This window comes from Streptomyces sp. JLBG701 (assembly GCF_058544905.1).
The window spans coordinates 9845539-9869327 of sequence record NZ_CM178588.1; the positions used below are offsets into that span (position 1 = coordinate 9845539).

At 72.6% G+C, this 23789-nt stretch carries 15 protein-coding genes; 12 read left to right on the forward strand and 3 right to left on the reverse strand.

Features of this window, described 5'->3' with window-relative positions; genetic code table 11:
* The first annotated feature begins 13 nt into the window (after positions 1-13).
* Genes AC5DRG_RS45025 through AC5DRG_RS45055 form a run of 7 tightly spaced genes read left to right on the forward strand, consistent with a single transcriptional unit; the run spans position 14 to position 11490 of the window.
* Entirely contained in the window at positions 14-1288 is a 1275-nt protein-coding gene (locus AC5DRG_RS45025; protein ID WP_491805873.1) for a hypothetical protein, read from the forward strand.
* A complete protein-coding gene (locus AC5DRG_RS45030) occupies positions 1285-3906 on the forward strand; it encodes a hypothetical protein (RefSeq protein WP_491805874.1) in 2622 nt (873 codons plus the stop codon). Before AC5DRG_RS45025 ends, AC5DRG_RS45030 begins: the two co-directional genes overlap by 4 nt.
* Entirely contained in the window at positions 3903-5237 is a 1335-nt protein-coding gene (locus AC5DRG_RS45035) for a hypothetical protein (protein WP_491805876.1), read from the forward strand. The genes AC5DRG_RS45030 and AC5DRG_RS45035 overlap by 4 nt, the downstream gene beginning before the upstream one ends.
* On the forward strand, positions 5234-6856 hold the full coding sequence (locus AC5DRG_RS45040) for a vWA domain-containing protein (RefSeq protein ID WP_491805878.1): 1623 nt from the start codon (positions 5234-5236) through the stop codon (positions 6854-6856). The genes AC5DRG_RS45035 and AC5DRG_RS45040 overlap by 4 nt, the downstream gene beginning before the upstream one ends.
* Positions 6853-7506 carry a 4Fe-4S single cluster domain-containing protein gene (locus tag AC5DRG_RS45045; protein WP_491805879.1) on the forward strand — a complete coding sequence of 218 codons (654 nt, stop codon included), beginning with the start codon at positions 6853-6855 and terminating at the stop codon, positions 7504-7506. The genes AC5DRG_RS45040 and AC5DRG_RS45045 overlap by 4 nt, the downstream gene beginning before the upstream one ends.
* Positions 7496-8884 (forward strand): hypothetical protein, encoded by a 1389-nt coding sequence (locus tag AC5DRG_RS45050; RefSeq protein WP_491805880.1) that lies wholly within the window; start codon positions 7496-7498, stop codon positions 8882-8884. Before AC5DRG_RS45045 ends, AC5DRG_RS45050 begins: the two co-directional genes overlap by 11 nt.
* On the forward strand, positions 8881-11490 hold the full coding sequence (locus AC5DRG_RS45055) for an AAA family ATPase (protein ID WP_491805882.1): 2610 nt from the start codon (positions 8881-8883) through the stop codon (positions 11488-11490). The genes AC5DRG_RS45050 and AC5DRG_RS45055 overlap by 4 nt, the downstream gene beginning before the upstream one ends.
* A 42-nt stretch (positions 11491-11532) precedes the next feature.
* Here AC5DRG_RS45055 and AC5DRG_RS45060 read toward each other — a convergent pair whose 3' ends face one another.
* A complete protein-coding gene (locus AC5DRG_RS45060) occupies positions 11533-12516 on the reverse strand; it encodes a hypothetical protein (protein ID WP_491805884.1) in 984 nt (327 codons plus the stop codon).
* 115 nt (positions 12517-12631) lie between these two features.
* Between AC5DRG_RS45060 and AC5DRG_RS45065 the strand changes: the two genes are divergently transcribed.
* Together AC5DRG_RS45065 and AC5DRG_RS45070 are read left to right on the forward strand one after the other, a co-directional pair.
* On the forward strand, positions 12632-12964 hold the full coding sequence (locus AC5DRG_RS45065; RefSeq protein WP_491805886.1) for a CU044_2847 family protein: 333 nt from the start codon (positions 12632-12634) through the stop codon (positions 12962-12964).
* A gap of 4 nt (positions 12965-12968) precedes the next feature.
* Positions 12969-17336 carry a tetratricopeptide repeat protein gene (locus tag AC5DRG_RS45070; protein WP_491805888.1) on the forward strand — a complete coding sequence of 1456 codons (4368 nt, stop codon included), beginning with the start codon at positions 12969-12971 and terminating at the stop codon, positions 17334-17336.
* Positions 17337-17348: 12 nt separating this feature from the next.
* Here AC5DRG_RS45070 and AC5DRG_RS45075 read toward each other — a convergent pair whose 3' ends face one another.
* Positions 17349-20270, reverse strand: coding sequence for an AfsR/SARP family transcriptional regulator (locus tag AC5DRG_RS45075; RefSeq protein WP_491805889.1), 2922 nt, complete (start codon positions 20268-20270; stop codon positions 17349-17351).
* 197 nt (positions 20271-20467) lie between these two features.
* Here AC5DRG_RS45075 and AC5DRG_RS45080 point away from each other — a divergent pair, with 197 nt between their 5' ends.
* The 3 genes from AC5DRG_RS45080 to AC5DRG_RS45090 all read left to right on the forward strand — a co-directional run bounded on the left by AC5DRG_RS45080 (position 20468) and on the right by AC5DRG_RS45090 (position 23005).
* Positions 20468-21130, forward strand: coding sequence for an NUDIX domain-containing protein (locus tag AC5DRG_RS45080; RefSeq protein ID WP_491805891.1), 663 nt, complete (start codon positions 20468-20470; stop codon positions 21128-21130).
* Positions 21131-21217: 87 nt separating this feature from the next.
* Entirely contained in the window at positions 21218-22204 is a 987-nt protein-coding gene (locus AC5DRG_RS45085; RefSeq protein WP_491805893.1) for an aldo/keto reductase, read from the forward strand.
* 9 nt (positions 22205-22213) lie between these two features.
* Complete coding sequence (locus tag AC5DRG_RS45090; protein ID WP_491805894.1) at positions 22214-23005, forward strand: DUF427 domain-containing protein; 792 nt, start codon at positions 22214-22216, stop codon at positions 23003-23005.
* On the opposite strand, the gene AC5DRG_RS45095 is transcribed toward AC5DRG_RS45090, so the two are convergent.
* The gene (locus AC5DRG_RS45095; RefSeq protein WP_491805896.1) at positions 22995-23780 is read right to left on the reverse strand and encodes a GntR family transcriptional regulator; all 786 of its coding nucleotides are present in this window, start codon (positions 23778-23780) and stop codon (positions 22995-22997) included. The genes AC5DRG_RS45090 and AC5DRG_RS45095 overlap by 11 nt on opposite strands.
* Positions 23781-23789 lie beyond the last annotated feature (9 nt).

Below are 23789 nucleotides of genomic sequence, written 5' to 3' on the forward strand. Positions count from 1 at the left end.
CGAGGAGAATGCGATGTCCGCTGACTTCTACCGGCCCAACAAGAACACCCCGGACGGCGACCCGTCCGGTGGCCCCTCCGCGAACGGCAACCAGGGCCCGGCCCAGCCTGCCCAGCCCGTCGAGCCCGTTCAGCCGCCTCCGCCGCCGGAGCAGCCCGCCCCTCGGGGGGTCTTCGGCGTGGTGCGCGATCCGGCACCGGCGCCCGTGCCACCGCCCGCGCCGATGCCCCTGCCCGCGCCCGTGTACCCGCCGCAGCCCAGCCTGCCGCCGCCCCTGCCGTCCGTGCCGGACGGCAACCTCGCTCCGCTGCGGATCCCCACGGCCGCACAGGGGGACGGTGCCGCCGCTGACCGTGTCCGCATCGGCCTGTGGGGCGCGCCGCGTTCGGGCAAGACGACGTATCTGCACGCCCTGCCCATCGCGGCGATGCAGTACCAGCGGCACGGGCAGGGCAACTGGCTGATCAGCGGTATGAACGCGGAGGCCAACGCCTTCCTCGACAGGAGCGTGTCGCTGCTGGCCGTTCGCCGGGAGTTCCCCGACGGCACCGTCGGCATCCAGGGCATGAGCTGGTCGTTCCAGGGCGAGGAACCGGCGGCCGGAATGATGCGCAACCGGACCCGGGAAGCGAGCTTCGTCCTGGAGATCCAGGACGCGCAGGGCGAGATCTTCCGCAGCGATCATCCCAGCCACGCACTGATCATCGACCAACTCGCCCGGTCCCAGGGGCTGATCTACATCTTCGACCCGCTCGGCGACGCCCAGGAGCTGACCCAGAGTCTGTCCTTCTTCTACTCGACGCTGAACGAGCTGAGCGCCCGGGTCAGGAACGCCGGCGGACACTACCGGAACCGACTGCCGCACCATGTCTCGGTCTGCGTCGCCAAGTTCGACCACCCAGACGTCTTCCGGCCCGCCGTGGAGGCCGGATGGGTCACCCAGGATTCCGTGGGCGCCCAACTGCCACGTGTCCCTGAGCAGCTGAGCGAGCGTTACTTCCAGTGGCTGTGCGACGACTTCCGCGGTTCCACGGCGCGGTTGGTGCGCGACGGGCTGGCGAACTTCTTCCACCCCGAGCGCATCTCCTACTACGCGATGTCCGCCATCGGTTTTCGGCTGAATCCGCAGCACGTTTTCGACTACCGCAATTACGCCAACGAGGAGTATGTCGACGGAAAGCGCCGGATCTGCACCTCGCCCGAGCCGATCAACGTGCTGGAGCCGCTGACCGACCTGGAGCGCCGCATCCGTGCCGACCGCGGCGGCCGCAAGGGGTGGCGACGGTGAACGACGGCCTCGGCGCGGGTCGGTTGACCGCCGACTGGGCCGTGCTGGGCAAGCATCCCGGGCAGGTGATGGGCTACGAGGTGCTGGACGGCAGCCTGCCGGCGGACCGTGCCAAGCCCTATCTGTGGGGCGCCACCACCGGGACCCCCGACGGTCGCGACCCGGCGGACGCCCTGCCGTGGCGTGTCTTCCTCGGCAGTGTCCACACCGACCCGAGCCCCGTCTGCGCGACCGTCGAGACCACCTGGGACGGGAGCAGGGACGGAACCGGCGCCCCCAGCTATGCCTGGCAGCTTTTCCTGGTCGACTGGGGACAGGCCGGTGCCGCCCGGCTGACCTGGTCGTCGCTCGACCACCTCCTGCCGCGGGAACAGCCGCCGCCCACGGGCATCGGAGCCTCCCTTCCCGTACCGCACTCGCCGGCCGCCGAACTCGCCGCCCAGGTGGACGAGTTGGGTTTCGCGTGGGCCGCCCGGGTGGCCGCGCTGCTGCTCGACAACCGGCAGGTGGCGATCGTCCCGGGGCCGGGGCAGGCGCTCCCGCAGGTCGCCGAGCGGGTCCGCGTTCTCGACGCGGTCTGCTCGCTGCTGCCGTACGGATGCCGTGCCTGGCTGAGTGCCGCGACCTGGACCGGCCAGGCCGACCACGGTCTACGGCTCGTCTTCGCGTCCGGCGCGCGGACCGGACAGGTGGAGGTCCAGCTGGGGGCGGGCAGCCCTCCGGAGCCGCAGGGCGCCGTCGCCCGCACCTATCTCAGCGAACTGCTCAGGCTCCAGGCGAAGGGGCGGACCACGGCCGAACTGGTCGGGCATCTCCTGGGTGCCGTCGCGGCCATCCCCCTCCAGAACCCGGCGGACGCCGTCCGGGCCCTGCGCGAGGCCGACCTGCTGGACTCGGTGATCGAGGAGATCCGGCAGGGCCGCGGCGAACTGTCCGACGTCCAGCGGGTGTTGGACGTCCACCCCATCGACTCCCTCGGCGAGCACCGGCTGGCGGTGCTCGTACCCTTCCTCGCCCGCCGAGCGCAGGGCAGCGGCGGCGGGCTCGCCCAGGCGGTGCTGCGCCAGCACTGGACTCGTCTCACTCCGCAGTTGCTGGCCGAGGACGTCGCCGCGGACGGCTCGACCGAGGCCTCCTTCGAGCGGGCCACGGGCTATCTGTGGCTGATGCACGCGACGGAGGCCGACCATCCCGGTGTGTTCGACGAGTTGTTCACCGCCTTGGTGTCCGACCCGCACCAGAACGCCCGATGGGTGGGGTCCCTCGTCTACATGGTGGAGGACGTGTTCGACCGACTGCCGGACTCGGCGGACAGCTTCCTCATCCGGACCCCGGAAGCCGGACTGAAGTGGCTGGCCACCTGGCTGGAGGACCGCACCCGCTCTCTCGCGCCGCTGTCCCGGCTGGCCGCGCGAGCGGACGCCTTCACCGTCGGCGGCATCACCGGATGGCTGCGCTTCGCCGCCGTTCTCACCGGAGTCGCGGCTCCCGGCCGGGCCACGGAGAACGACGCCGCCGAATTCCTCGCCGCCGACGACAGCGCCTGGCGCATCGCCCTGGACATCGCCGCCGACGCCCGCCGGCCGGCGGTGATCGAGCCGATGTGGTCCCGTCTGCGCCAGGTGGCGCACGGCCCGGACGGACCGACACGGCTGGTGCCCGCCCTGGACCGGCTCGCCCCGCCGGGCGACCTGGGCGTCACCCCGGCCACCGCCGCCGACGCCGACCTGCTGTGCGCGATGAATGGGGCCCAGGGAGCGGGGACGGCCCGGTCGATGCCACGGCTGCGACACATCACCGGCCTGGGGACGATGGACGACTACACGGACGCCGTGATCCGTCGGATCGACACCGACGGCGCGCTGGCGCGGTCAGTGGTGGAGGCCCTGCTCGGCGACGCGACGGAAGCGCGATCGAACTCCTGGGAGGTGCTGGACCGGCTGATCGCAAGGCGGCCCGGAATCGAGTCCACAGTGAGCGAGTTGCTGGAGTCACGCCTCACCGCGAACCCCGGCCCCTGGCTCGACCTGCCCCTGCCCGAAAGCCTGGTGACGACCCTCGGCCGTCGTCCACACCTGCGCTGGCTGCGCAGTGTCCGGGACTTCCGGGAACACGCCCTGGCCCAGATTCCGTCCTACGAACGGCTGGCCAGGGTGATCGTCGACGGATCGCCCTCCCGTACGTTCACCCCGCAGCTGCTGGGCGAGATCACCGCGTGGCTGATCGCGGGCGGGCCGTGGCGGGCGTACTTCCTCACCACCGAAATGGACCGGGTGGACACCCGGATGGGCCTGAAGCTCTACTCGGCGCTACGGACCGCCGAGGGGGCCCGGCAACTGTGCGAGGACCTGCACCGGTTCAGCCTCGGCGAACTGGCCCACCACCAGCGGATCATGGAGTCCCTGAGCGGTGTGTCCGAACCCGCCCCGCAGCGGTCGTCGCCGTCATCCCACTCCCAACCGCCCTCCCAGCAGCCGCCGCAGCCGGCCCACCCTGGTCAACAGCTCGCTCATCAGGCGCCGTTGCCGGACCCGGAGCCGCAGCAACAGCAGCGGCGGAGGCCGAAGCAGAGGCGCATCCTGCCCAAGCGGCCCGACTGGTTCCAGGGCTACCGATGACGTCCCCCGCCGCCATCGCCATCGACGCCGGCGCCCACTTCACCCGCATCGCCCGCATCGGCGCGGACGGGACACCGGGCCTCGTCGAACTGCCGGGCTCCGTGCCCGGGGAGGGCCTGCCCACCTCGGGTGGCGTCGGCGGGCATCACGGTGCCGCGCTGCGGGCCGCGTACGCCGCCTACCGCGAGCACTGCGGCACACCAGAGCAGGTGGTGCTGGTCGTCCCGCAGGAGGACCGGGCCGCACACGCGCGTCGGGCGACGGACGTACTGACCGCTCTGCACGGCAGCGACCCGCTGCCGCGGCTGCGTGCGCTGGGCACCCCGCACGCCGTTCTGGCGCTGTTGCGGCACGCGGGCATGGCGACCGCCCCGCGGTACGCGGTGTGCGACCTGGGTGCCACGGCCGCCGAGGTGTCGGTGTGCGCTCTCGCCCCCGGTTCCGTGGCGGTGACCGGTTCCGCCCGGCACGCGCCCGTCGAAGGATTCGGCGCCGGATTCGACGCGGCGCTTCTCGCCGGTGCGGGCCTGCCCGACGACGAGGAGGGGCGGCGGTCGCTCGCCGGAGCCAGGGCCCAGGAGGACGCCGTACAGCGGCTCGACCTCGCCCTCGGACGCAGCGCGAGCCATCCGGGACGGTATGACGAAGTCGTGGTCCACCAGGTGGCCGGGCGGGACATCACCGTGGGCGCCGTGCGGCAGGCGCTGGGGCGGCTCACCGCCGGGCTCGACCGGGTGCTGGACGCCACGCGCGGCGAGCATCCGGCACCGCCGTCGATCGCGGTGGGCGGCATGGCGCGGTTCGGCCCGCTGCTGCGCCGGCTCACCGACCGGCAGGGCGTGCCGGTCGCACTGCCCGGCGGAGTGGACCCGGCGCTCGCGGCCGCGTTCGGCGCCGCACTGGTCGCCGCCGGGCGGGTCGACCCCGCCGACCGCTATCCGCACGCCGTGTGCGTCGGCACCCACCGCACCGTGGGCGGCGAGCCCCTCGCAGAGGAACTCCTGATCAGCCCGGCCGGCGCCCTGGAACCGGGCGGCCCGCCGGTCTTCGCGGAAACCGACGGGCAGCGCGTCCGGGTCCGCACCGGACCGGCCGGAACCGACAGCGCACGGCCCGTCCGCATCCAGGTGCGCGACGCGGACGGCCGGCACACGGCACCGGTGGGCACCCTGACGCTCCCCCCGGCCGCCGAAGGGGCCCGCTTCCACGTGGGCGTACGGATCGCCGTGGACGGCACCGCCCGTCTCGTACTGCACCCGCTGGGCCCCGGCACGCCCGGCGAATACCCGCTCGGCATCCTGCCGACCGACATCGAGGGAGCCCGTACGTGAACCGATCCGCTGGTGGGGCCGGCCAGAGCGCCCCCGGTGAAAAGCCCCCGCACAAGGCCCCGGCCGTCCGGCGTCGCACGGGGCGGGCCTGCGCCCTCGTGGCCACCGCGGCCCTCCTGGCGCTCTCGCCGGTCGCCGCGCCCACGGCGTCCGCGGCGACCAGCCCCTCCCGTGCCGAGATCTACGAGGACCTCGGTCTGAGCGACCAGCCCGCCGACTACGTCGTCCTCGTCGACACCTCCGGCTCCATGACGGAGGACGGCAGATACGACACCGTCCGCTCGACGCTGCGCCCGTTCCTGGACGGGCTGTCGGCCGAGGACCACGTCGCGCTCCTCACCTTCGACTCCACCCCCGAGCCCCGCTACATCGGCTCGGCCGGTGACACCGACACCATCATGTCCACGCTGCCCGCGGCTCCCGACCCGGACGGCGAGACCGACATCGGCGCGGCGCTGGACAGCGCGCTCGACGAGCTGGAGCGCGACGACGCGGCCGAGATCGCCTCCGTCGTGCTGCTCACCGACGGCCAGCACAGCCCGCCCGAGGGTTCCCCCTATCCCGAGTCGACCGGCGCCCCGTGGGCCGACCTGCGTCAGCGGGCCCAGGCCATCGGCGAGCGGACCGAACTCGCCGGATACGCACTGCCGTTGGGCAGCGGCGCGACCGGCGCCGAGCTCCTCGGGACAGTCGTCGACGACGCCATCGTGCTGCGCCCCGACAGCATCCAGGACCTGGGCGACTATCTGGGCCGGGCCGGTGACGGCGCCCGGGCGCGCAAGGCGAAGCTCCTCCTGGCCGACGACATCGGCAAGGGGGTCACCGCGTCCTGGGCGGGCGACGGCCGCCGGGACGTCACCGACGGGGCCGCCACCGCGGAGATCACCTTCAAGTCGGCGACCCGTCATGTGCCCCTGAACATCACCGACTTGCACGTCACGGCCGACGGCACGCCCCTGCGCATCGAGGGACTGCCGTCGCAACTGGCCCTGAAGCCGGGGGAGTCCAAGACGTTCCCCGTCCGACTGCGCGGACAACTGTCGGCCGGTCCACTGCCGTACCGCCGGACCGAGAACACCGACGCCGGTCTGCGGGTGGCCGGACTCGTCGGCTCCGACTGGGAGCGGGCGCTCGCCCCGGACATCGCGCTGAAGGTGCCGCGCCAAGTCCAGGTCACCGGGGCCGAGTTGCCGCTGCGGGGCACCGTCGGCTCGGCGGTCCTCCTGCCCGCCCTCCTCGCCGGCATCGCGCTGGTCGTCCTGGTCGTCTGGCTGTGGTGGCGGCGCACCCACCGTCCCCGGCTGCGCGGCGAGCTGGTGCTCTCCCCGGTGTTCGGCGGGCAGCTGCCCGACCGCATCGCCCTCTCCGGACGCCGGGTCGCGTTGCGCCCGCAAGGGATCGGCGGCCGCGGCTCGGTCCACGGCCGGCGCCGGTCGACCGACCGCGGGCCGCGTGTCGACCTGCTGATCCGCTACACCCCGGACGGTTCCACCGGCCGGCAGAGTGACGCGACCTGCGGACCCGGCAGCCAAGTCGTCGTCAACGGTGTCGCGTTCACCTACCTGCCCGAGCAACGGGCCGCCCAGGCCTTCGCCGCCCACAACGGACAACCGCTGTGACCGCCCCCGTGCTCAACGTCGCGGCCACCCACGTCGGCACCGAGGCCCTCGGCCCCGGAGTGCGCTCGGCCCTGTGGGTGCAGGGCTGCCCCTTCGACTGCGTCGGCTGCATCGCCCCGGACTGGATCCCCGACCGCCCGGCCCGCCGGGCCGAACCCGCCGAGCTGGCAGCGGAGTTGCTCGCCGACCCCCGGGTGACGGGCCTGACCCTCTCCGGAGGTGAACCCATGCAGCAGGCGGCCGGACTCGCGGAGGTGGTCCGGCTCGCCCGCGAGATCCGGGACGTCACCGTCATCTGCTTCACCGGACACCGTCTCGAACAGCTGCGCACCAGGCCGCCGTCGCCCGGCGTGCCCGACCTGCTCGACGCCGTCGACGTACTGATCGACGGCCGCTACGTCGCCGCCCTGAACGACGGCCGCGGTCTGCGCGGCAGCTCCAACCAGCGCGTCCACCACCTCACCAGGCGGCTCGCCGACCGCGGATACGACTTCGGACAGGGCCCGCGCGCCGCCGAGATCGCGGTCAGCGGCCGGGAGGTCCTGCTCATCGGCGTACCGCCGACGGGACTCCTCGCCGCCTTCGACACCGCGGTCGACGCCGTCCGCGCCCGTACGTCCCCAGGAAGGAAGCACCACCATGAGCGGTAGGAAGCGCATTCAGGTCGACGAGTCGGAGTGGTACCGCATCCAGCGGCAGGCCCAGCAGCTGAAGGATGTCCAGCGCAACATCCCCCAGCTGATCGACGACGTACGGGCCCAGACCCGCGCCGACATCGACCGCACCTTCGCCGGCGTCCAGCAACGGCAGCGGCGACACGAGGAGGCGGTCCGTCAACTCAGCGACCACACCCGCCAGTTGGAGGCAGACACCACCCGAAGGCTCCAGGAGCAGGCGGCCCAGTTGCACCGGGCCCTTGACGAGACCGCGGGCCGGATCCAGGAGGACACCCGGCGGCAACTGGCCGAGCAGCGGGAGGAGACCCGGCGCTCGATCGCCGCCGAACGGGCCGAGCGACGCGCCGAGATGGCGAAGCTGTCCGCGGAGATCGACGTGATGAAGGCCGACCGGGCGCACGCCGAGGAGACCGTACGGGCCTGGCTGGCGGACGCCCGCACCCTGACCGCGCTGATCGCCGACACACTGCCGCACGAGCGGTACGCGCCAGGAGAGCTGGCCCGGCTCACCGGACGGCTCGGCACGGCAGAGCACAATGTCACGGACGGACGGTTCGACGCCGCCCTCGCCGTGGTGCAGGAGGCCTTCCACTCGCTCAGCGATCTGCGGGTGGACGTCGAACAGCGCGAGCTGGAACGCTGCTCGGCCCAGACCGAGGCGGTCGACGCCCTGGTACGCGTCGAGAACCTGATCAAGGGCAACACGGAGCGGCCCGTCATCGGACCGGAGGGCGAGGCCCTCGCCGGATACAAACTCGACGTCGTCTACTGGTCGGACGGCGAGTTCGACGAGCTGCGCCGGGACACCGTGGACGCCCTGGCCAGGGCCCGCGACGACGGCACGGACATAGACGTACTGCGTGGTCTGCGCGACGAGGAGTCGACCCGGCTGGAACAGACCCTGGGCGGCACCGTGGAGCGGGCGGGCATGCGCCATCTGGCCTCGCAGATCAGGGTCAACCTGGCCGACGCGGTCGCCCAGACACTCAGCGAGTACGCCTACTACGACCTCGTCGACGGCGAGTACCAGGACGCCGACCCGCGAGGCGCCTACTACGCCAAGCTCCGCAACGAAGCCAACGGCAACGAGATCGTGGTGGACATCTCGCAGGCCGACCGGGACTCCGAGCAGTGCGTGGTCCGGGTGCTGTCCTACGACCACGACGTCACCGCCGACGCCGACCTCCGCGGCCGGGCCGAGGCCATCCAGCAGGCGCTGGCGGCCGACGGTCACCGGACGTCGGCGCCGGACTGCGAGCCGGGCACCCTCGACCCCGCGATGCTCGACCTCGACCGGCACCGCACACCGCGGCCCGGCGAGCGGCGGGAGCCGGGGACGGCCGCGCGATGACCGCGACGGCGGTGGAGACACCGTCCGAACGGGGGCCCGCCACGGAACGCCTCGACCCGTCCGCCCTGCACAGCGGGGAACCGTTCACGATCCTCTACGGCCCCGGCGTGGGCGACGTCTTCGTCGACAGCGCCTACCAGGTGTGCGTCCTGGAACAGGCGCTGTGGCGGCTGCTGCGGGCCGAGGGCTTCGAACGCATCGTCTTCAGCTCGCTGGACCATCCGGTCTACTTCCGGGACCCCGCCTCCCGCGACCTGACCCGGGCCGGCCGCACCGCCGCCGCACCGCCACGACCGAGCGGCCCGCGCACCATGCGGCACGCACAACTCAGGGGGCCGCTCGGCGACTTGCTGATGCGGGACTTCGCGCCCCGCCGTGCCGCCGAGCCGGAGCCGCCCGCGCGACAGGGCGCGGGCCCCGACTCCACACCGGCCGCGCCGCCGAGCGGCATCGCCGACCCGTTCGGGGTGATGACCCTCGCCGGCTATCTCCGCCAACCCGAGCACCGTACGGCCGTGGTGTTCGCGCACACCGAGGAGATCCTGCGGCATCACACGGCCGCACGGCAGCTTGCCAGCGCCATGGAGCGCTGGGCCCACCACGGCCACCACCGCAACCAGTGGATCCTGGTCTTCCGCAAGGCGAGTCTCGACGACGTGGCGGAGTCCGTGCGGACGCGCGGGAGTTACCCGTTGCTGGAGACCTTCGTGGACGAGCGGCGTTCCGCGCCGGGACGCGGCGGCACTCTGCGGATCGGCCTGCCCGAGGCCGCCGAACTGGAACGGCTCATCCACTCCGTACGGCTGCGCAAGGGCCTGCGGATCGCCGACTGGCGCGAACTCGACACGATCGTGAAGGCGATGGCCGCCCACCCCGGCAAGGCTCTCACCTGGCAGGCCCGGCTCGAACGCCTGGCAGGCCAGGGCGGTGAGCTCAGCCGTGACTCGGTACGGGAGTGGGGAGGCACGGTCACGGCCGACAGCCGTACCCCCTGGGAACGGCTGGAGTCCATGCCCGGACTGGAATCGCTCAAGCACCACTTCGAGCAGCTGCGGGCCGAGGCCGAGGCGAACGCGGCGCTGCGGGCCGCCGGCCGTGCCGCCGCTGCCGAACCACCCGCCCTGCACCTGGTGTTCACCGGCAACCCGGGCACGGGAAAGACAACGGTGGCCAGACTGGTCGGCGAGATGTACCGCGACCTGGGCCTGTTGAGCCGCGGTCACTTCGTCGAGGCCCAGATGAGCGACCTCGTGGCCGGATACATCGGCCAGACCGCCCAGTTGACCAACGCGACGGTCGACCGGGCCCTCGACGGCGTCCTGTTCGTCGACGAGGCGTACGGACTGAGCGACCAGCGGGACGGGTTCGGCGACGAGGCGATCCAGACGCTGCTCAAGCGCATGGAGGACGACCGCGGCCGGCTCGTCGTGATCGTCGCCGGATACCCGGAGAAGATGAAGGAGTTCCTGGCCGCCAACCCCGGTCTCACGAGCCGCTTCCCCCTGGACAACGTCCTGGAGTTCCCCGACTACGCCCCCGACACCCTCCAGGCGATCCTGCTGCGCCGGCTGGACGAACGCGGACTCCTGCTCGACGAGGGGGCCGCGGACCGGCTGCGGGAGATCGTCGACGAGCTGTACCGGACGAGGAACGCGGACTTCGCCAACGCCCGCGACATGCGCACTCTCGCCGACGCCGTCGCCAAGCAGTGGGCCCGCCGGGTCCGCGGCGACATCGGGGAACCGGTCACCCCGGGGGACATCCCGGAGACCTACCGGGCCTATCTGCCCCGGCCCGCGCCCGACCCCGCCGACCTGCTCGCCGAACTCGACGACTACGTCGGCCTCGGCCCGGTCCGGGAGGTGCTGGAGAACCTCGCCAACCGGCTGCGGATGCGGCACGCTCTGAAGAAGGGCACGCTCGCCCCGCCCCACCTGCTGTTCACGGGGCCGCCCGGCACGGGCAAGACCACCGTGGCCCGCCTGATCGGGAAGCTCTTCCGCGACCTCGGTCTGCTGCGCAAGGGCCATGTCGTCGAGGCGACCCGCGCCGACCTGGTCGCCAGTTACATCGGGCAGACCGCGCCCCTGGTCCGCACGGCCGTGCACGACGCGCTGGACGGCGTGCTGTTCATCGACGAGGCCTACAGCCTCGTCCGGGACACGAAGGGACTGGGCGGCTTCGGCGCCGAGGCCATCGACACCCTGCTCAGGGAGATGGAGCACTGGCGGGGCCGGCTGGTGGTGATCGCGGCCGGCTACCCGAGGGACATGGACGAACTCCTGGACTTCAACCCCGGCATGCGGTCCCGCTTCACCGACCGGGTGCCCTTCCCGGACTACTCCCTCAGGGACCTGATCGAGATCCTGCGCCGGATGGCCGCCGCCGAGGGCTACACCCTGGGCCAGGGCGTCCCCGAACGGGCCGCGCGCTGGCTCGAGTTCACCCGCCGGACCGACCCGTCCGCCTTCGGCAACGCCCGGACGGTGCGTGGACTGCTGGGGGCCATGGAGGGCCGGATGGCCGCGAGGTACGGGCGGGGAGAGGACACCGGCGCCGAGTTCCAGCCCGAGGACGTGCCGGACCCGCCGGGTTCGCGGCTGTAGAGGCGGGGCAGGACTCGACCCCAGCGAGGGCTCTGCCTCCGCTCACCCGCCGGTGCGCAGGACCACGTTCCTCCCGTCCGTGTCCCCGTCCTCCCGGTCCCGCAGCACCCTGCCCAGCACCTCGTCCGCCTCCCGCAGCCGGCGCTCGATGGTCTCGGTGGCGGACGCCACCTGATCCAGCGCGACCTGGTCCTCCCAGGTGTGGGCGGAGGCACTCCCGGCCGCCCCGGCGGCGTCCCGCAGGGCCAGGGCCAGCCGGCGGTCGGCCTGCGCGTACCGGCTCAGGGACGCCAGCTGCGCACCCCGCTCGGCCTGCACCTGCTCCAACCGGTCGTGGTAGGTGGCCAGTTCGGCCGCGCTGGCCTTCAACTCGCGCTCCGCGGATGCCAGCGCGTTCTGCGCTGTCGCGGCCCGCTCCAGGATCTGCCGGGTCTGCGGTGCCAGCACCGCGAGCTTGTCCTCGGTGAGCCGCACCAGCGCGTCACTGCTGGTGCGCAGCGCCTCGTCGACGCCCGCGTCCCGCCCCCGCAACTGTGCCAGCCGCTCGCCGATGACCTGCTGCTGCTCGTGCAGTGCGTCCAGCGCGACGACCAGCCGCTCCAGACGGCGCAGCTCGTCGACCTGCCGGCGCAGCCCCTCGTGCTCCTCCAGCCGGCGGCGCAGGGCGTCCTCCGCGGCGGCGAGCTTCTCCAGGTCCTCCCGCTCGGCGCGCACCCGGTCGGCGGTCCGCGTGAGCTGCCGCATCAACTCCTCGGTGCCACCGGCCACTTGGTCCCCGGGCCGGGCCGCCGCCAGCAGCCCGGGCAGCGCGTCGTCCAGACCGCGGCCGGCGTCCAGCGCGTCGTCCAGCGCGAACAGCACGGCGAGGGCCTGACTGCCGCCCGCCCCGCCGTCCAGCCCGCCCAGCGCGGTCGCCGCCCACCGGAAGGCGGCGCCCAACGCGCGCAGGGCGGCTTCCTGGTCGCTTGTGTCGGTGGCGGCGAGCGCGTCCGTGATCTCCTGGATCTCTTGCCTGCTGCTCTCCACGCTGTCCCCCCAACGGACCTGCATCCGACCGGTATGGCCGCAAACCCACCCGCAGCCGTCGCTCTCACCACTATCCTTCACGAACGGTGTACGGCGGTGACAGTTCGGGGGGCTCATGGCCGAGTTGGTGCGTTTCGACGGTCCTGACGGGGCGTCACTTCTGGTCGAGGTGGACGAGGACGACGCGGGACTCGAGCGGATCGCCCGGGACCCGAGCGGCGTCGTCCAGGCCGGCCGGCGCCTGGAGGACGCGCTGGCCGCGGTCCGCCCGGCCCTGCGCTCGGTCGTCGACTCCGTACACGCCCTCGCCCCGGACGAGTTCGAGGTCGAGTTCGGGATGAAGCTCAACGCCGAGAGCGGCGTGGTGATCGCGAAGTCGGCCGTGGAGGGACACTTCAACGTCAAGATCCACTGGAGTCGGTCCACCGCCCTGACCACCGGGGAGTGAACCGGTGTCCGCCACGCGGGAGCGCCCGCCCTGGCTGGTGAGCATCCGCCGCTCCCGGGACTCCGATCCGGTGGGCGCCGGGCTGCTGGTCACGGAGCGGCACGTGCTGACCTGCGCCCACGTCGTCCGGCCGGGCACGGCCAAGGAGGTGCCCCAGGACCCGGTCCACGTCGAGTTCCAGCACGCCCAGGAGCACGAGCCGATCCCCGCCGTCGTACTCCCCGAGGGCTGGCACCCGCCCACCGGATCCGACACCGGTGACATAGCGGTCCTGGAACTGGGCGCCCCGCCGCCCCCCGGTGCCAAGGCCGCCCCGCTGCGCACCACCGAGTCCGGCTCGTGGGACCACCGCTTCCGCGCCTACGGCTACCCCAAGGAGCATGCCCGTCAGGGAGTCCCCGCACAGGGCGAGATCCTCGGCGAGGCGGGCAAGGAGTGGCTCGCGGTGGTGACCTCGACGACCGGATTCGCGCTCGAACAGGGCTTCTCCGGCTCCCCTGTGTGGGACATGAGCGTCGAGGGCGTGGTCGGCATGCTGGTCGCCCGCGACTCCGTGGCCAAGGTCGACCGGCGCACGGCCTACGCCATCACGGTCGAGACGATGGCCCGTTACTGGCCCCCGCTCGTCCCGTACGTACGGGACGCCACCACCGCCGAGCTGCGGGACCGACTGGAGCGCCTGCTGTGGATCCCGCTCACCGCGGACGGTGAGATTCCCCGGGTCGACGAGGCCGACCCGTACGACATCGGCGTCTCCCGCTCCAAGTACAGCAACCGGCCCCTCGACGCGCCCTACGTGTCCCGGCAGCCGCAGGACGAGCAGCTGGACTCCGCCCTCGGCGAGGCCCGGTTCGTGGTGCTGGCCGGCCGGTCCAAGGCCGGCAAGTCCCGCTCGCTCTACGAGGCACTGCGGCGCACGCTGCCCGACGCCCGGCTGATCGTGCCGCGTCCGGACGGCACCGACCAGCGGGTCCTGGACGACCTCAGCCGCCTCAGCCTGCCGACCGGGCAGGAGCGCGGCGTGCTCTGGCTGGACGACCTGCACCGCTATCTCCAGCCCGGCGGCGGCCTGGACCTCCAGATCCTCGACCGGCTGGCCCGCAAGCACCCTGCCGTCACCGTCGTGGCCACCATCCCGGCCAAGCAGCGGGCCGCGCTGATCGCGATGGAGAACGACGTCGGCCGTGTCGCCCGTACCGTCCTCGGCAAGGCGCGCACCGTCGAACTGCCCTCGCGGCTCGGCGCGCAGGACGCCACCGTCGCCCAGGAGCTGTATCCCGGGGAGGACTTCACCGCCCGCGGCATCGGCGAGCTCATGGTGGCCGCGCCCGCCCTGGAGCAGCGCTTCGACGACGGCGCCGAGAGCTGTCCCGAGGGCTGGGCTCTGGTGAAGGCGGCCACCGACTGGCACCGGATGGGCATGACGGAACCGGTGCCGGAGACCGTACTGCTGGAACTGTTCGACGCCTATCTCACCGCACACCACCCGCAGTTCGACGCCGACGAGACGCTGTACCGGAGCGGCCTGGTGTGGGCCCGCGAGCCGGTCGCCGGCGGCATCGCGCTGCTCCACCGCGTCCCGGGCCCCGACGACCTGCCCGCGTACGCCGGTTCCCCGTACCTGTCCGAGTACCTGGACACCCGCTCCCACGACCCCTCGGCCGAAGTGCCGCCCTTCGCCTGGGAGTTCCTCACCGAGCGCCGCCCGGCCGCGGAACTGCTCCGCAGCGCGTACGCCGCGCTGGTCCGCGAGGAACCCCAGGCCGCCGAGCGGATGTTCCAGCGGGTCGCGCAGACCACGGGCGACCGGGACAGCTCGGCCTGGGCCGCCCTGATGCTCGGTGAGATACGGCTCTACCAGGGCGACTTCCAGCAGGCGGCGGCCCTGCTGGACACCGCGGCCTCGTCCGGCGTCGAGGACGTGGTCCCGCTGGCCCAGGTCGACCTCGCCGGGGTGCTCATGCTCACCGGCGACCGGGCGCGGGCCCGGACGCTGCTGGAGACCGCCGTCACCTCCCGGGACCCGCAGGTGTCGCAGATGGCCCAGGTCGGCCTCGCCCGGCTGCTGGCGGCAGAGGGCGAGACGGAGCGCGCCGAGCAGCTCCTGGAGGCCGTGCTCGCCGCAGGCGACACCGAGGTGGCGCCACTCGCCGGCAACACGCTGGTCAACGTACTGACCGGCGGACAGCGGGGCGGGCGCGGCGGGCGCACCTCGGGCCGCGAGAGCGGAAAGCCCGGTGCGGGACCGGCCCCCGTCCGCTCCGGTTCCGCTTCCGCCGAGCTCGCGGAGCAGCCGTGGGCGCTGTCGCGGGCGGTGGGCGAGTCGATCGCGGGGCAGATCACCGCGCTGGCCCGGGCGAACCTCGGTGGGATCTACGCCAACCAGGGGAAGCTCGACCGCGCCGAGGAACTCCTGAAGTCGGCGGTCGGCAGCGGCGGTTACCACGCCGTCCCGCAGGCCCAGTCGGGTCTCGGCGAGCTGTACATCCTCCAGGGCCGGTACACCGAGGCCCAGCAGATGCTGGAGGCCGTGCTGCGCTCCGAGCATCCGCTGCTGGTCCCCGTCGCTCAGGTCAGCCTGGGCATCGCGCTGCTGCACCTCGGCGACGACGCACAGGCCCTGCCCCTGCTGCGCGAGGTGCAGGAGCTCGGACATCCCGACCAGGCGCCGCGAGCGGCCTGCGTCCTGGGCGAGTGGTACGGCGCCTGCGACGACAACGAGGCGGCCCGGGACTGGCTGGGCCGCGCGATCGCCGCCGGCCACCCCGACTGGTCGCCGACGGCCCGCGTCGACCTGGCGTTCGTGATGGCGACCGTGGAGGAGAACCTGGCCGGGGCCGGGGACCTGCTGACGGAGGTCATGGGATCCGGACACGTCGAGCAGTCGCCGCGCGCCGCCGAGCTCCTGGGCGAACTCCTCGCGGCGGACGGCCAGTCGGAGCCGGCCGAGGCGGCCTACCTGGCGGCGATCGCCTTCGGGCACCGCGAGTGGACACAGCTCGCCCGCATCAACCTGGCCGCCCTGCTCGCAGGCCAGGAGGGCGGGTGGGCCGGTGCGCGGGAGCAGCTCGGCGCGGTCATGCGGTCCGGGCACCTGGAGCAGGCACCGCGCGCGGCCGACCTCCTGGGCGACCTCCTCGTGGGGGAGGGCCGGCTGCAGGAGGCCGAGGAGGCCTACCGGGCGGCGATCGACTCCGGTCACGAGGAGTGGTCGCTGATCGGGCGGATCGACCTGGCCGTCATGCTCGCCGACAACGGTGACTTCGCACGCGCCGAGAGCCTGCTGAGCGTGGTCGCGGAGTCGGCGAACCCCACCGCCGTCGCCTGGGCGAACACGCTGCTCGGCATGGTCTACGTGTACGGGGGCCGACGGGCCGACGGTCTGCGCTACCTGCGGGAGGCAGGGCAGACCGACGAGGTGCCCATGGCGCAGATGGCGCGCTTCCAGTTGGCGAAGTTCCTGCTGGAGGACGGCGAGAACGACGAGGCCCGCACCCTCCTGCGGTCCGTGATCGACGACCAGCCCACGGACGTCACCGACGTCGCCCGCGCCTACCTGTGCGTCCTGATGCTGCGTGAGGGCGAGACCGACGCGGCGGAGGAACTCCTGCTCAGCGTGGAGGAAGGCGGGAACGCCGAGGCGATCGGCGTGGCCTATCTCGGTACCGGCCGATACCTGCTGGACGCCGGTGAAGTGCAGGCCGCCGGCGAACTCCTCGAAGGCGCGCTGAACGTGGGCGACTGGGAGACCCGGGCCGAGGCCGGGGCCTGGCTCGGTGTCGTACGGCGTTCCTACAACGACTTCGAGGAGGCCCGGCGGCTGCTGACCGACGCCCTCGCCACCGGGGAGGCCGGCATCGAACCGATGGCCCGGCGCTACCTCGGCAGCACGCTCGCCCGCATGAGCCTGTGGGGGGAGGCCGTGGAGGTGCTGCTCCCCCTCGCCCGCTCCGAGGACACCGAGCACCGCCCGCAGGCGTTGCGGCTGCTGGCGCAGGCGCTGGACAGGGACGGCAGGCCGGAGGAGGCGTGCGAGTGGTTCGAGCAGGCCATCGAGTGCGGCGACTACGAGACCGAGGAGGGCGCGAGAGAGGAGTTCGCCGTGCTGCTGCTCCGCCTGGGTCGACGGGAGCGCGCTCGTGAAGTCTGGAACCCGGAGCAGGACGATCCCGACGCTGCCGCGATCGAAGCCGGTCGCACCGCGGCGCTGCCCGCCCCGGTGACGGATCCCGAGCCCCCACAGCCAGCCCCACACCCCCTCCCGGCGGCCGTACTCACCCTGCTCGGAGAGGTGGCGTCCGCTGAAGGCAACGACGAGGAGGCCCGCTACTGGTACGGCCTCGCCCGTGCCCGCCGGGGCGACAACCCGTGAGGGCCCCGGTGTTCACCCGCTCCGCGTCGGATTCCGCAGCAGCCGCTCGCCCAGCCGGCTGACGTCCTCGGGGATGCCGAGGCGGGTGGCCAGTTCGTGGGCCTTCTGCCAGCAGGCGTGGGCCCAGGACTCGTGGCCGAGGCGGCTCAGGGCGTCGCCGAGGGCGCGTTCGCCGAGGACCTCCAGGCGTTCGTGACCCACCTCCCGGATCAGCATGACGCCGGACTCGGCGCTGCGTGCCGCCTCCTCGAACCGGCCGAGCTCCACCAGTGCCTCCGCGGCCCGTATCAGCGAACCGGCCCGGATCATCAGTGCCTGGCCGTCGGGAAGCAGTTCCTGGGCCCGCCGGTGGGTGCGCAGTGCGTCGGCCGGGCGGCCGAGGACCAGTTGCACCTGGCCCAGGCGGTACAGCGCCCATACCTGGCCGGCCCGGTCGTCGAGTTCTTCGTGCAGTGCCAGCTGGCGCAGCGCGGTGTCGAGGATGGTCGCGTCCTGCTGCTCGGAGGTGAGCCGGAACTGGATGACGTTGCCGAGGGCCATCGCCTCGACGGAGCGGTCCCCGATGGCGCGGGCGACGGCGGCGGCCCGGCCGCCCTGTTCGAACGCCTCGGTGGCTCTCCCCGCGGTCCACTCCAGTAAGGCGCGCACGTTCAGCGCCATGGCGTGCACCGCGCGGTCGTCGGTCCCCAGGCACAGCTCGATCGCGCGGTCGGTGGTCACGCGGGCCGCCTTGAGGTCGTTGATCTGCATCAGCGCCCCGCCGAGCATGTAGCCCGCGCGCCGCTCGGCCCGCTCGTCCCCGGCCCGCCGCGCGGCGCCCACCACCAGCCGTCCGACGGGCACCACGTCGCTCCACCGGTGCTCGGCCATCAGCAAGGGGTCGAGCGCCAGCAGCAGATCCGCGGCGGTGGCCGGGTGCTGCTCGGCCGCCTGCCCCACCACCTCCAGCGCGCCCGACAGCTCGCGAACGCCCCAGCGACTGGCCTCCTGCTCGTCGGCGAACGCCACCCCTGAGCGTCGAGGGGCCGTCAGTGTCGCCGGCAGCGTGTGTCCCGGACGGGTCAGCCGGTAGGCGGCGAGGGCGGTCGCCAGCAGATGGTCGAGCAGCCGGACCAGTGCCTCGGAGCACGCGTCGGGGGACTCCTCCTCCCGGGCGCGCTGCCGGGCGAACAGCCGCAGCAGGTCGTGGTAGCGGTAGTGGCCGCAGACCGGTGACTGCAGCATGCCGACGTTGACCAGCGACTCCAGCAGCGGCTCGGCGTCCGCCTCGGACAGGTCGAGCACGGCGGCCGCCTCGGGGAGCCCGATAGCGGTGGGGGTGGGCACGGACAGGAGCCGGAAGGCACGTGCCTGGTCGGCGGGGAGCTGGCCGTAGCCGAGCCGGAAACAGGACTCGACGGCCAGGTCCTCCACGCTCAGTTCGCCCAGCCGGCGCCGCTCGTCACGCAGCCGTTCGAGGACGTCCGTGATCGGCCGGTCGGGCCGCACCGCCAGCCGGGAGGCGACGATCCGTACCGCCAGCGGCAGCCCGCCGCACAGGTCGATCACCCGCAGGACCGCGAGGCGCTCGGCCTCTCCCCGGGGTGCGCCCACGATCCGGGTGAACAGGTCAGCGGCCAGCTGCGGAGTGAACACCTCCACCGGGATGCGCGCGGTGGCCGGCAGCGCGGCCAGCAGCGACCGGCTGGTGACGATCGTGGCGCAGCCGTTCGCGCCGGGCAGCAGCGGTCTGATCTGCTCGGCGTCGTGCGCGTTGTCCAGGACGACCAGGATGCGCCGCCCGGCCAACTGCGACCGGTATAACGCGGCGCGTTCCGCGAGGCCCTCCGGCATGCCCTGGTCCGACTGGCCCAGACCGCGCAGGAAACAGGCGAGCACGACACCCGGGTCGGTCGGAGTGCCGTCGACGCCCCGCAGGTCGATGTACAACTGCCCGTCCGGGAAGTCCTCGGCGACCCGGTGGGCGGTGTGCACGGCCAGCGCGGTCTTGCCCGCACCGCCCATCCCGGTGAGCACCGCGACGGGCATCGACGTCCCGGACGGATCCGACAACGCGGCGGCCAGCCGGTCGGCTTCCTCCGTGCGGCCGGTGAAGTCGGCAAGGCTGGAGGGAAGTTGGGCCGGGCGGGCGACCGGGGCGGCCCGGGGTGCCGGTGGGGGTGCGGCGATCTCCGGGTCGGCGGCCAGCAGACTCGCGTGCAACTCCCGTAGCGCCGAGCCCGGTTCGACACCCAGCTCCCGTACGAGGGTCTGCCGGGTGCCCTGGTAGACGGCCAGGGCCTCGGCCTGGCGATCGCTGCGGTACAGCGCCAGCATGAGCTGTCGCGACAGTCGTTCGCGCAGCGGATGGGCCGCGGTGAGGGTGATCAGTTCGGGTATGACCTCCTGGTGGGCGCCCAGTTCGAGGTCCAGGTCAAGGCGGGTCTCCGTGATCCCGAGCCGTAACTCGGCCAGCCGGGACCGCTCGGCCTCCGCGAACGGTCCGGGAACTCCCGCCAGGGGCACGCCCGTCCACTCCGCGAGAGCCGTACGCAACTCCTTCGCGGCCGACGCCGGTTCGAGGGACCGGGCCTCGGCCACCCGGCGCTCGAAGACGGCCAGGTCCAGGGCGTCGTCGGGCACCCGCAGCGCGTACCCGTCGGCCACCGAGACCAGCAGGTCCGGACTCTCTCCACGGGACCGGCCCGGTTCCAGCACCCCGCGCAGCCGCGACACATAGGTTCGCAGCACCGACACCGCGCCGGGCGGCGGGTCCTCGCCCCAGACGGCGTCCACCAGCTCACCGGTGCCGACCGGCCGCCCCCGGCGCAGCAACAGCACGGCCAGCACGGCCAGTTGCTGCGGCGATCCGAGCGCCAGTTCCGCCGGGCCGCGCCAGGCACCCAACGGCCCGAGCACCGTGAACCGCAGTAAGGCAACGTCGTCCGGTGTCATAAAAGTTCGACCTTCGCAAACGTGTTCGCTGGGCCTTCGACCGTATCGCCCGGCGGCGAGCGCGCCCTGTAGGTCATGACGTGACCCCCTTCACACAGCGTGCACACAACGACTCCCCTCCGTCGTCCCTCGGCCCCGGGATGGTAGAAGCGGAGCATGACCAACTCGTACGTCCTCTCCCACGACGCCGGTGTCCGATGACCGCCGGCATCGACACCCCGGACCGCCGGGGCCGCACCGGCCTGGACCGCACCGGCCTCGATCTCACCGGCAACCCGCGCGTCAAGGTGCGCGACGTGACCCTGCTCTCCAGCCACTGGTACGTGGAACGCGCCACCACCTTCGACCTCCAGCACGCCGACGGCACCTGGAGAACCCAGCAGCGCGAGACCCACGACCGCGGCAACGGCGCCACCATGCTCCTCTACGACACCGAGCGCGCCACGGTGCTGCTCACCCGCCAGTTCCGCTTCCCCGTGTACGTCAACGGCCACCCCGACGGCATGCTCGTCGAAACCCCCGGCGGACTGCTCGACGACGATGACGAGCACCCCGAGATCGCCGTACGCCGCGAGGTGGTCGAGGAGACCGGGCACACCATCGGCACCGTCCAGCACGTCTTCGACGTCTATATGAGCCCGGGCTCGGTCACCGAGCGGGTCAGCTTCTACGCGGCCGCCTACGGCCCCTCGACCCGCACCCACGAAGGGGGCGGCCTGGACGAGGAGGGCGAGGACATCGAGATCCTCGAACTGCCCTTCCGTAGAGCCCTGGAGATGATCCGCACCGGGGAGATCGCGGACGCGAAGACCATCATGCTGCTGCAATGGGCGGCGCTGGACGGGCCGTTCGCGAAGTAGGCGCCCAGGGCCTTGACTTGAAGAGCGCTCCAAGCGGAAGACTCCCGTTCGTGCCCGGACAACCGGGTGCGAACGGGAGGGATCATCATGAAGTACCGCACCATCGGCGCCGATCCGGCCCACCGCCGCGAGGTGAGCGTGCTGGCGCTCGGCGCGATGCTCTTCGGTTCCCGCACTGACGAGAAGACCTCCTTCGCCGTACTCGACCGCTATGTCGAGGCCGGCGGCAATTTCATCGACACCTCCGACAACTACGCCTTCTGGGAGGACGGCAGCCAGGGCGGCCACAGCGAGGAACTCCTCGGCCGCTGGCGGCGCAGCCGCGGGATCGGCGACGAGATCGTGATCGCCACCAAGCTCGGCGCCCGCCCCCTGGCACCCGGCACCAGCTACATCGACAACCCGGAGGGCCTGTCGGCGAAGGTGATCCGCGAGTCGGCCGAGCGCAGCCGGGAACGGCTCGGCGTGGAGAAACTGGATCTCCTGTACGCGCACATCGAGGACCACAAGGTTCCGCTGCAGGAAACCGTGGAGGGGTTCGCCGAGCTGGTGGCCGAGGGCACGGTCGGTCTCCTCGGCGTCAGCAACCATGCCGCGTGGCGCGTGGAACGGGCCCGGGCGCTCGCCGCCGCGGCCGGGCTGCCCGGCTATGAGGTGCTCCAGTACCGGCACAGCTACCTGCGCCCCCGCACGGACCTACCCCACGAGCTCTTCCCCGACGGCAGCCTGGGCGGGGCCACCCCCGACCTGCTCGGCTACCTCCGCGCCGAGCCGGCCCTCACCCTGGTCGCCTACTCACCTCTCCTGACGGGCGCCTACGTACGCCAGGACAAGCCCCTGGGGGCCGAGTACGACCACCCGGGCACCCCGCCCCGGCTTGCCGCCCTGCGGGAGGTCGCCGAGGAGACCGGGGCGACCGTCAACCAGGTCGTGCTGGCCTGGCTGCTCGGCGGAGAGCTGCCGGTCGTCCCGCTCGCCGGAGTGTCCTCGGTGGCACAGTTGGAGGAGAACCTGGCGGCGGTGGAGCTGGAGCTGACCCCGGAGCAGCGGGAGCGGCTGGACTCCGCCGGGTAAGGAGCAGCCATGACCCCACTCCCGACCACCCGGACCATCCGCACCACCCCCGAAGGCCTCCTCTGGGAGCCCAGCGAACGCTGGGTGCGCGGCCGCAAGGGCGACCTCACCGTCGTCGACAGCCGGCACCCCGTACTCGTCTGGGAGCCGACGATCCCCGTCCCGACGTACGCCTTCCCCCGCCATGACGTCCGCGAGGACCTCCTGCGCCCCGCGAAGAACCCGCCGACGGGCAAGCACACCGGATCGACGGTCTTCTACGACCTCGAAGCGGACGGCGAGCTGCTGGAGAACGCGGCCTGGACCTATCCCGCCGAAGACCTGGCCGGGCACATCGCCTTCGAGTGGTTCCGGCGCAACGGCCGGGGGCTCGACCACTGGTACGAGGAGGAGGAAGAGATCTTCATCCACCCCCGTGACCCGCACAAACGGGTGGACGCGATGCCCAGCAGCCGCCATGTCGTCGTCGAGATCGACGGCACGGTCGTCGCGGACAGCCACCGCCCGGTGCTGCTCTTCGAGACCGGGCTGCCGACCCGCTACTACCTCCCGCCCGAGGACGTCAGGCTCGACCTGTTCGAGCCGAGCGAACACCACACGGGGTGCCCCTACAAGGGCACCGCCGAGTACTGGAACTCGTCGAACGAGGCCAACCTCGTGTGGAGTTACCCGGAACCACTCCCTGCCGTGGGCGCGATCAAGGGACTCCTCGCCTTCTACAACGAGGCCGTCGACATCACCGTGGACGGCGAGCGGCTGGAGCGCCCGGTCACGTGGTTCAGCAAGCCGCTCAAGGCCTGACCAGCAACTGGAAGTCGAACGCGTACCGCGACGCCCGGTAGATGTGCGTGCCGTACTCGACCGGGCGACCGGTGTCGTCGTACGCCGTGCGCTGCATGGTGAGCACGGCCGCGCCCTCCTTCTCGTCGAGGCGGGTGGCCTCCTCGGCGGTGGCGCAGCGGGCGCCGATGGTCTGGCGGGCGCTGTGCAGGGTGATGCCGGCGGCGCGCATCATCCGGTACAGGCCCGTCGACTCCAGCCGGGCGGTGTCCAGTTCGAGGAGTGTCGCGGGGAGGTAGTTGCAGAGGAACGCCACGGGCTGGCCGTGGGTGCAGCGCAGCCGCTCCAGGACCGTGACCTCGCTGCCCTCCGCGACGCCGAGCGCCGCCGCGACGTCCGCGGTGGCCGGAACGCGCTCGTTGCGCACCACCTGCGTGGTCGGACCCTGCCCGGCCGACTCCAGGTCGTCGTAGAGACTGCTGAGTTCCAGCGGACGCTTGACCTGGCTGTGCACCACCTGCGTGCCCACCCCGCGACGGCGGACCAGGAGTCCCTTGTCGACCAGGGACTGGATCGCCTGGCGGACCGTGGGGCGGGACAGGCCGAGGCGTACGGAGAGGTCGATCTCGTTGCCCAGGAGGTTTCCCGGGGCGAGGACTCCGTGCTCTATCGCCGCCTCCAGTTGCTGGGCGAGCTGGTAGTACAGCGGCACCGGACTGTTGCGGTCGAGCGCGAAGTCCAGGGAAGCGAGCGCGGAGACGGTCACGGCACGAGAGTAGTCACCGGTGGTCGCCACAGGGGGCAC

What these genes read in the sequence shown, in the direction of transcription:
- AC5DRG_RS45080 (WP_491805891.1), top strand. Translation starts at nt 20,468, where the DNA reads ATGACCGCCGGCATCGACACCCCGGACCGCCGGGGCCGCACCGGCCTG.
- AC5DRG_RS45075 (WP_491805889.1), bottom strand. Translation starts at nt 20,270, where the DNA reads ATGACACCGGACGACGTTGCCTTACTGCGGTTCACGGTGCTCGGGCCG.
- AC5DRG_RS45050 (WP_491805880.1), top strand. Translation starts at nt 7,496, where the DNA reads ATGAGCGGTAGGAAGCGCATTCAGGTCGACGAGTCGGAGTGGTACCGC.
- AC5DRG_RS45065 (WP_491805886.1), top strand. Translation starts at nt 12,632, where the DNA reads ATGGCCGAGTTGGTGCGTTTCGACGGTCCTGACGGGGCGTCACTTCTG.
- AC5DRG_RS45055 (WP_491805882.1), top strand. Translation starts at nt 8,881, where the DNA reads ATGACCGCGACGGCGGTGGAGACACCGTCCGAACGGGGGCCCGCCACG.
- AC5DRG_RS45025 (WP_491805873.1), top strand. Translation starts at nt 14, where the DNA reads ATGTCCGCTGACTTCTACCGGCCCAACAAGAACACCCCGGACGGCGAC.
- AC5DRG_RS45035 (WP_491805876.1), top strand. Translation starts at nt 3,903, where the DNA reads ATGACGTCCCCCGCCGCCATCGCCATCGACGCCGGCGCCCACTTCACC.
- AC5DRG_RS45090 (WP_491805894.1), top strand. Translation starts at nt 22,214, where the DNA reads ATGACCCCACTCCCGACCACCCGGACCATCCGCACCACCCCCGAAGGC.
- AC5DRG_RS45085 (WP_491805893.1), top strand. Translation starts at nt 21,218, where the DNA reads ATGAAGTACCGCACCATCGGCGCCGATCCGGCCCACCGCCGCGAGGTG.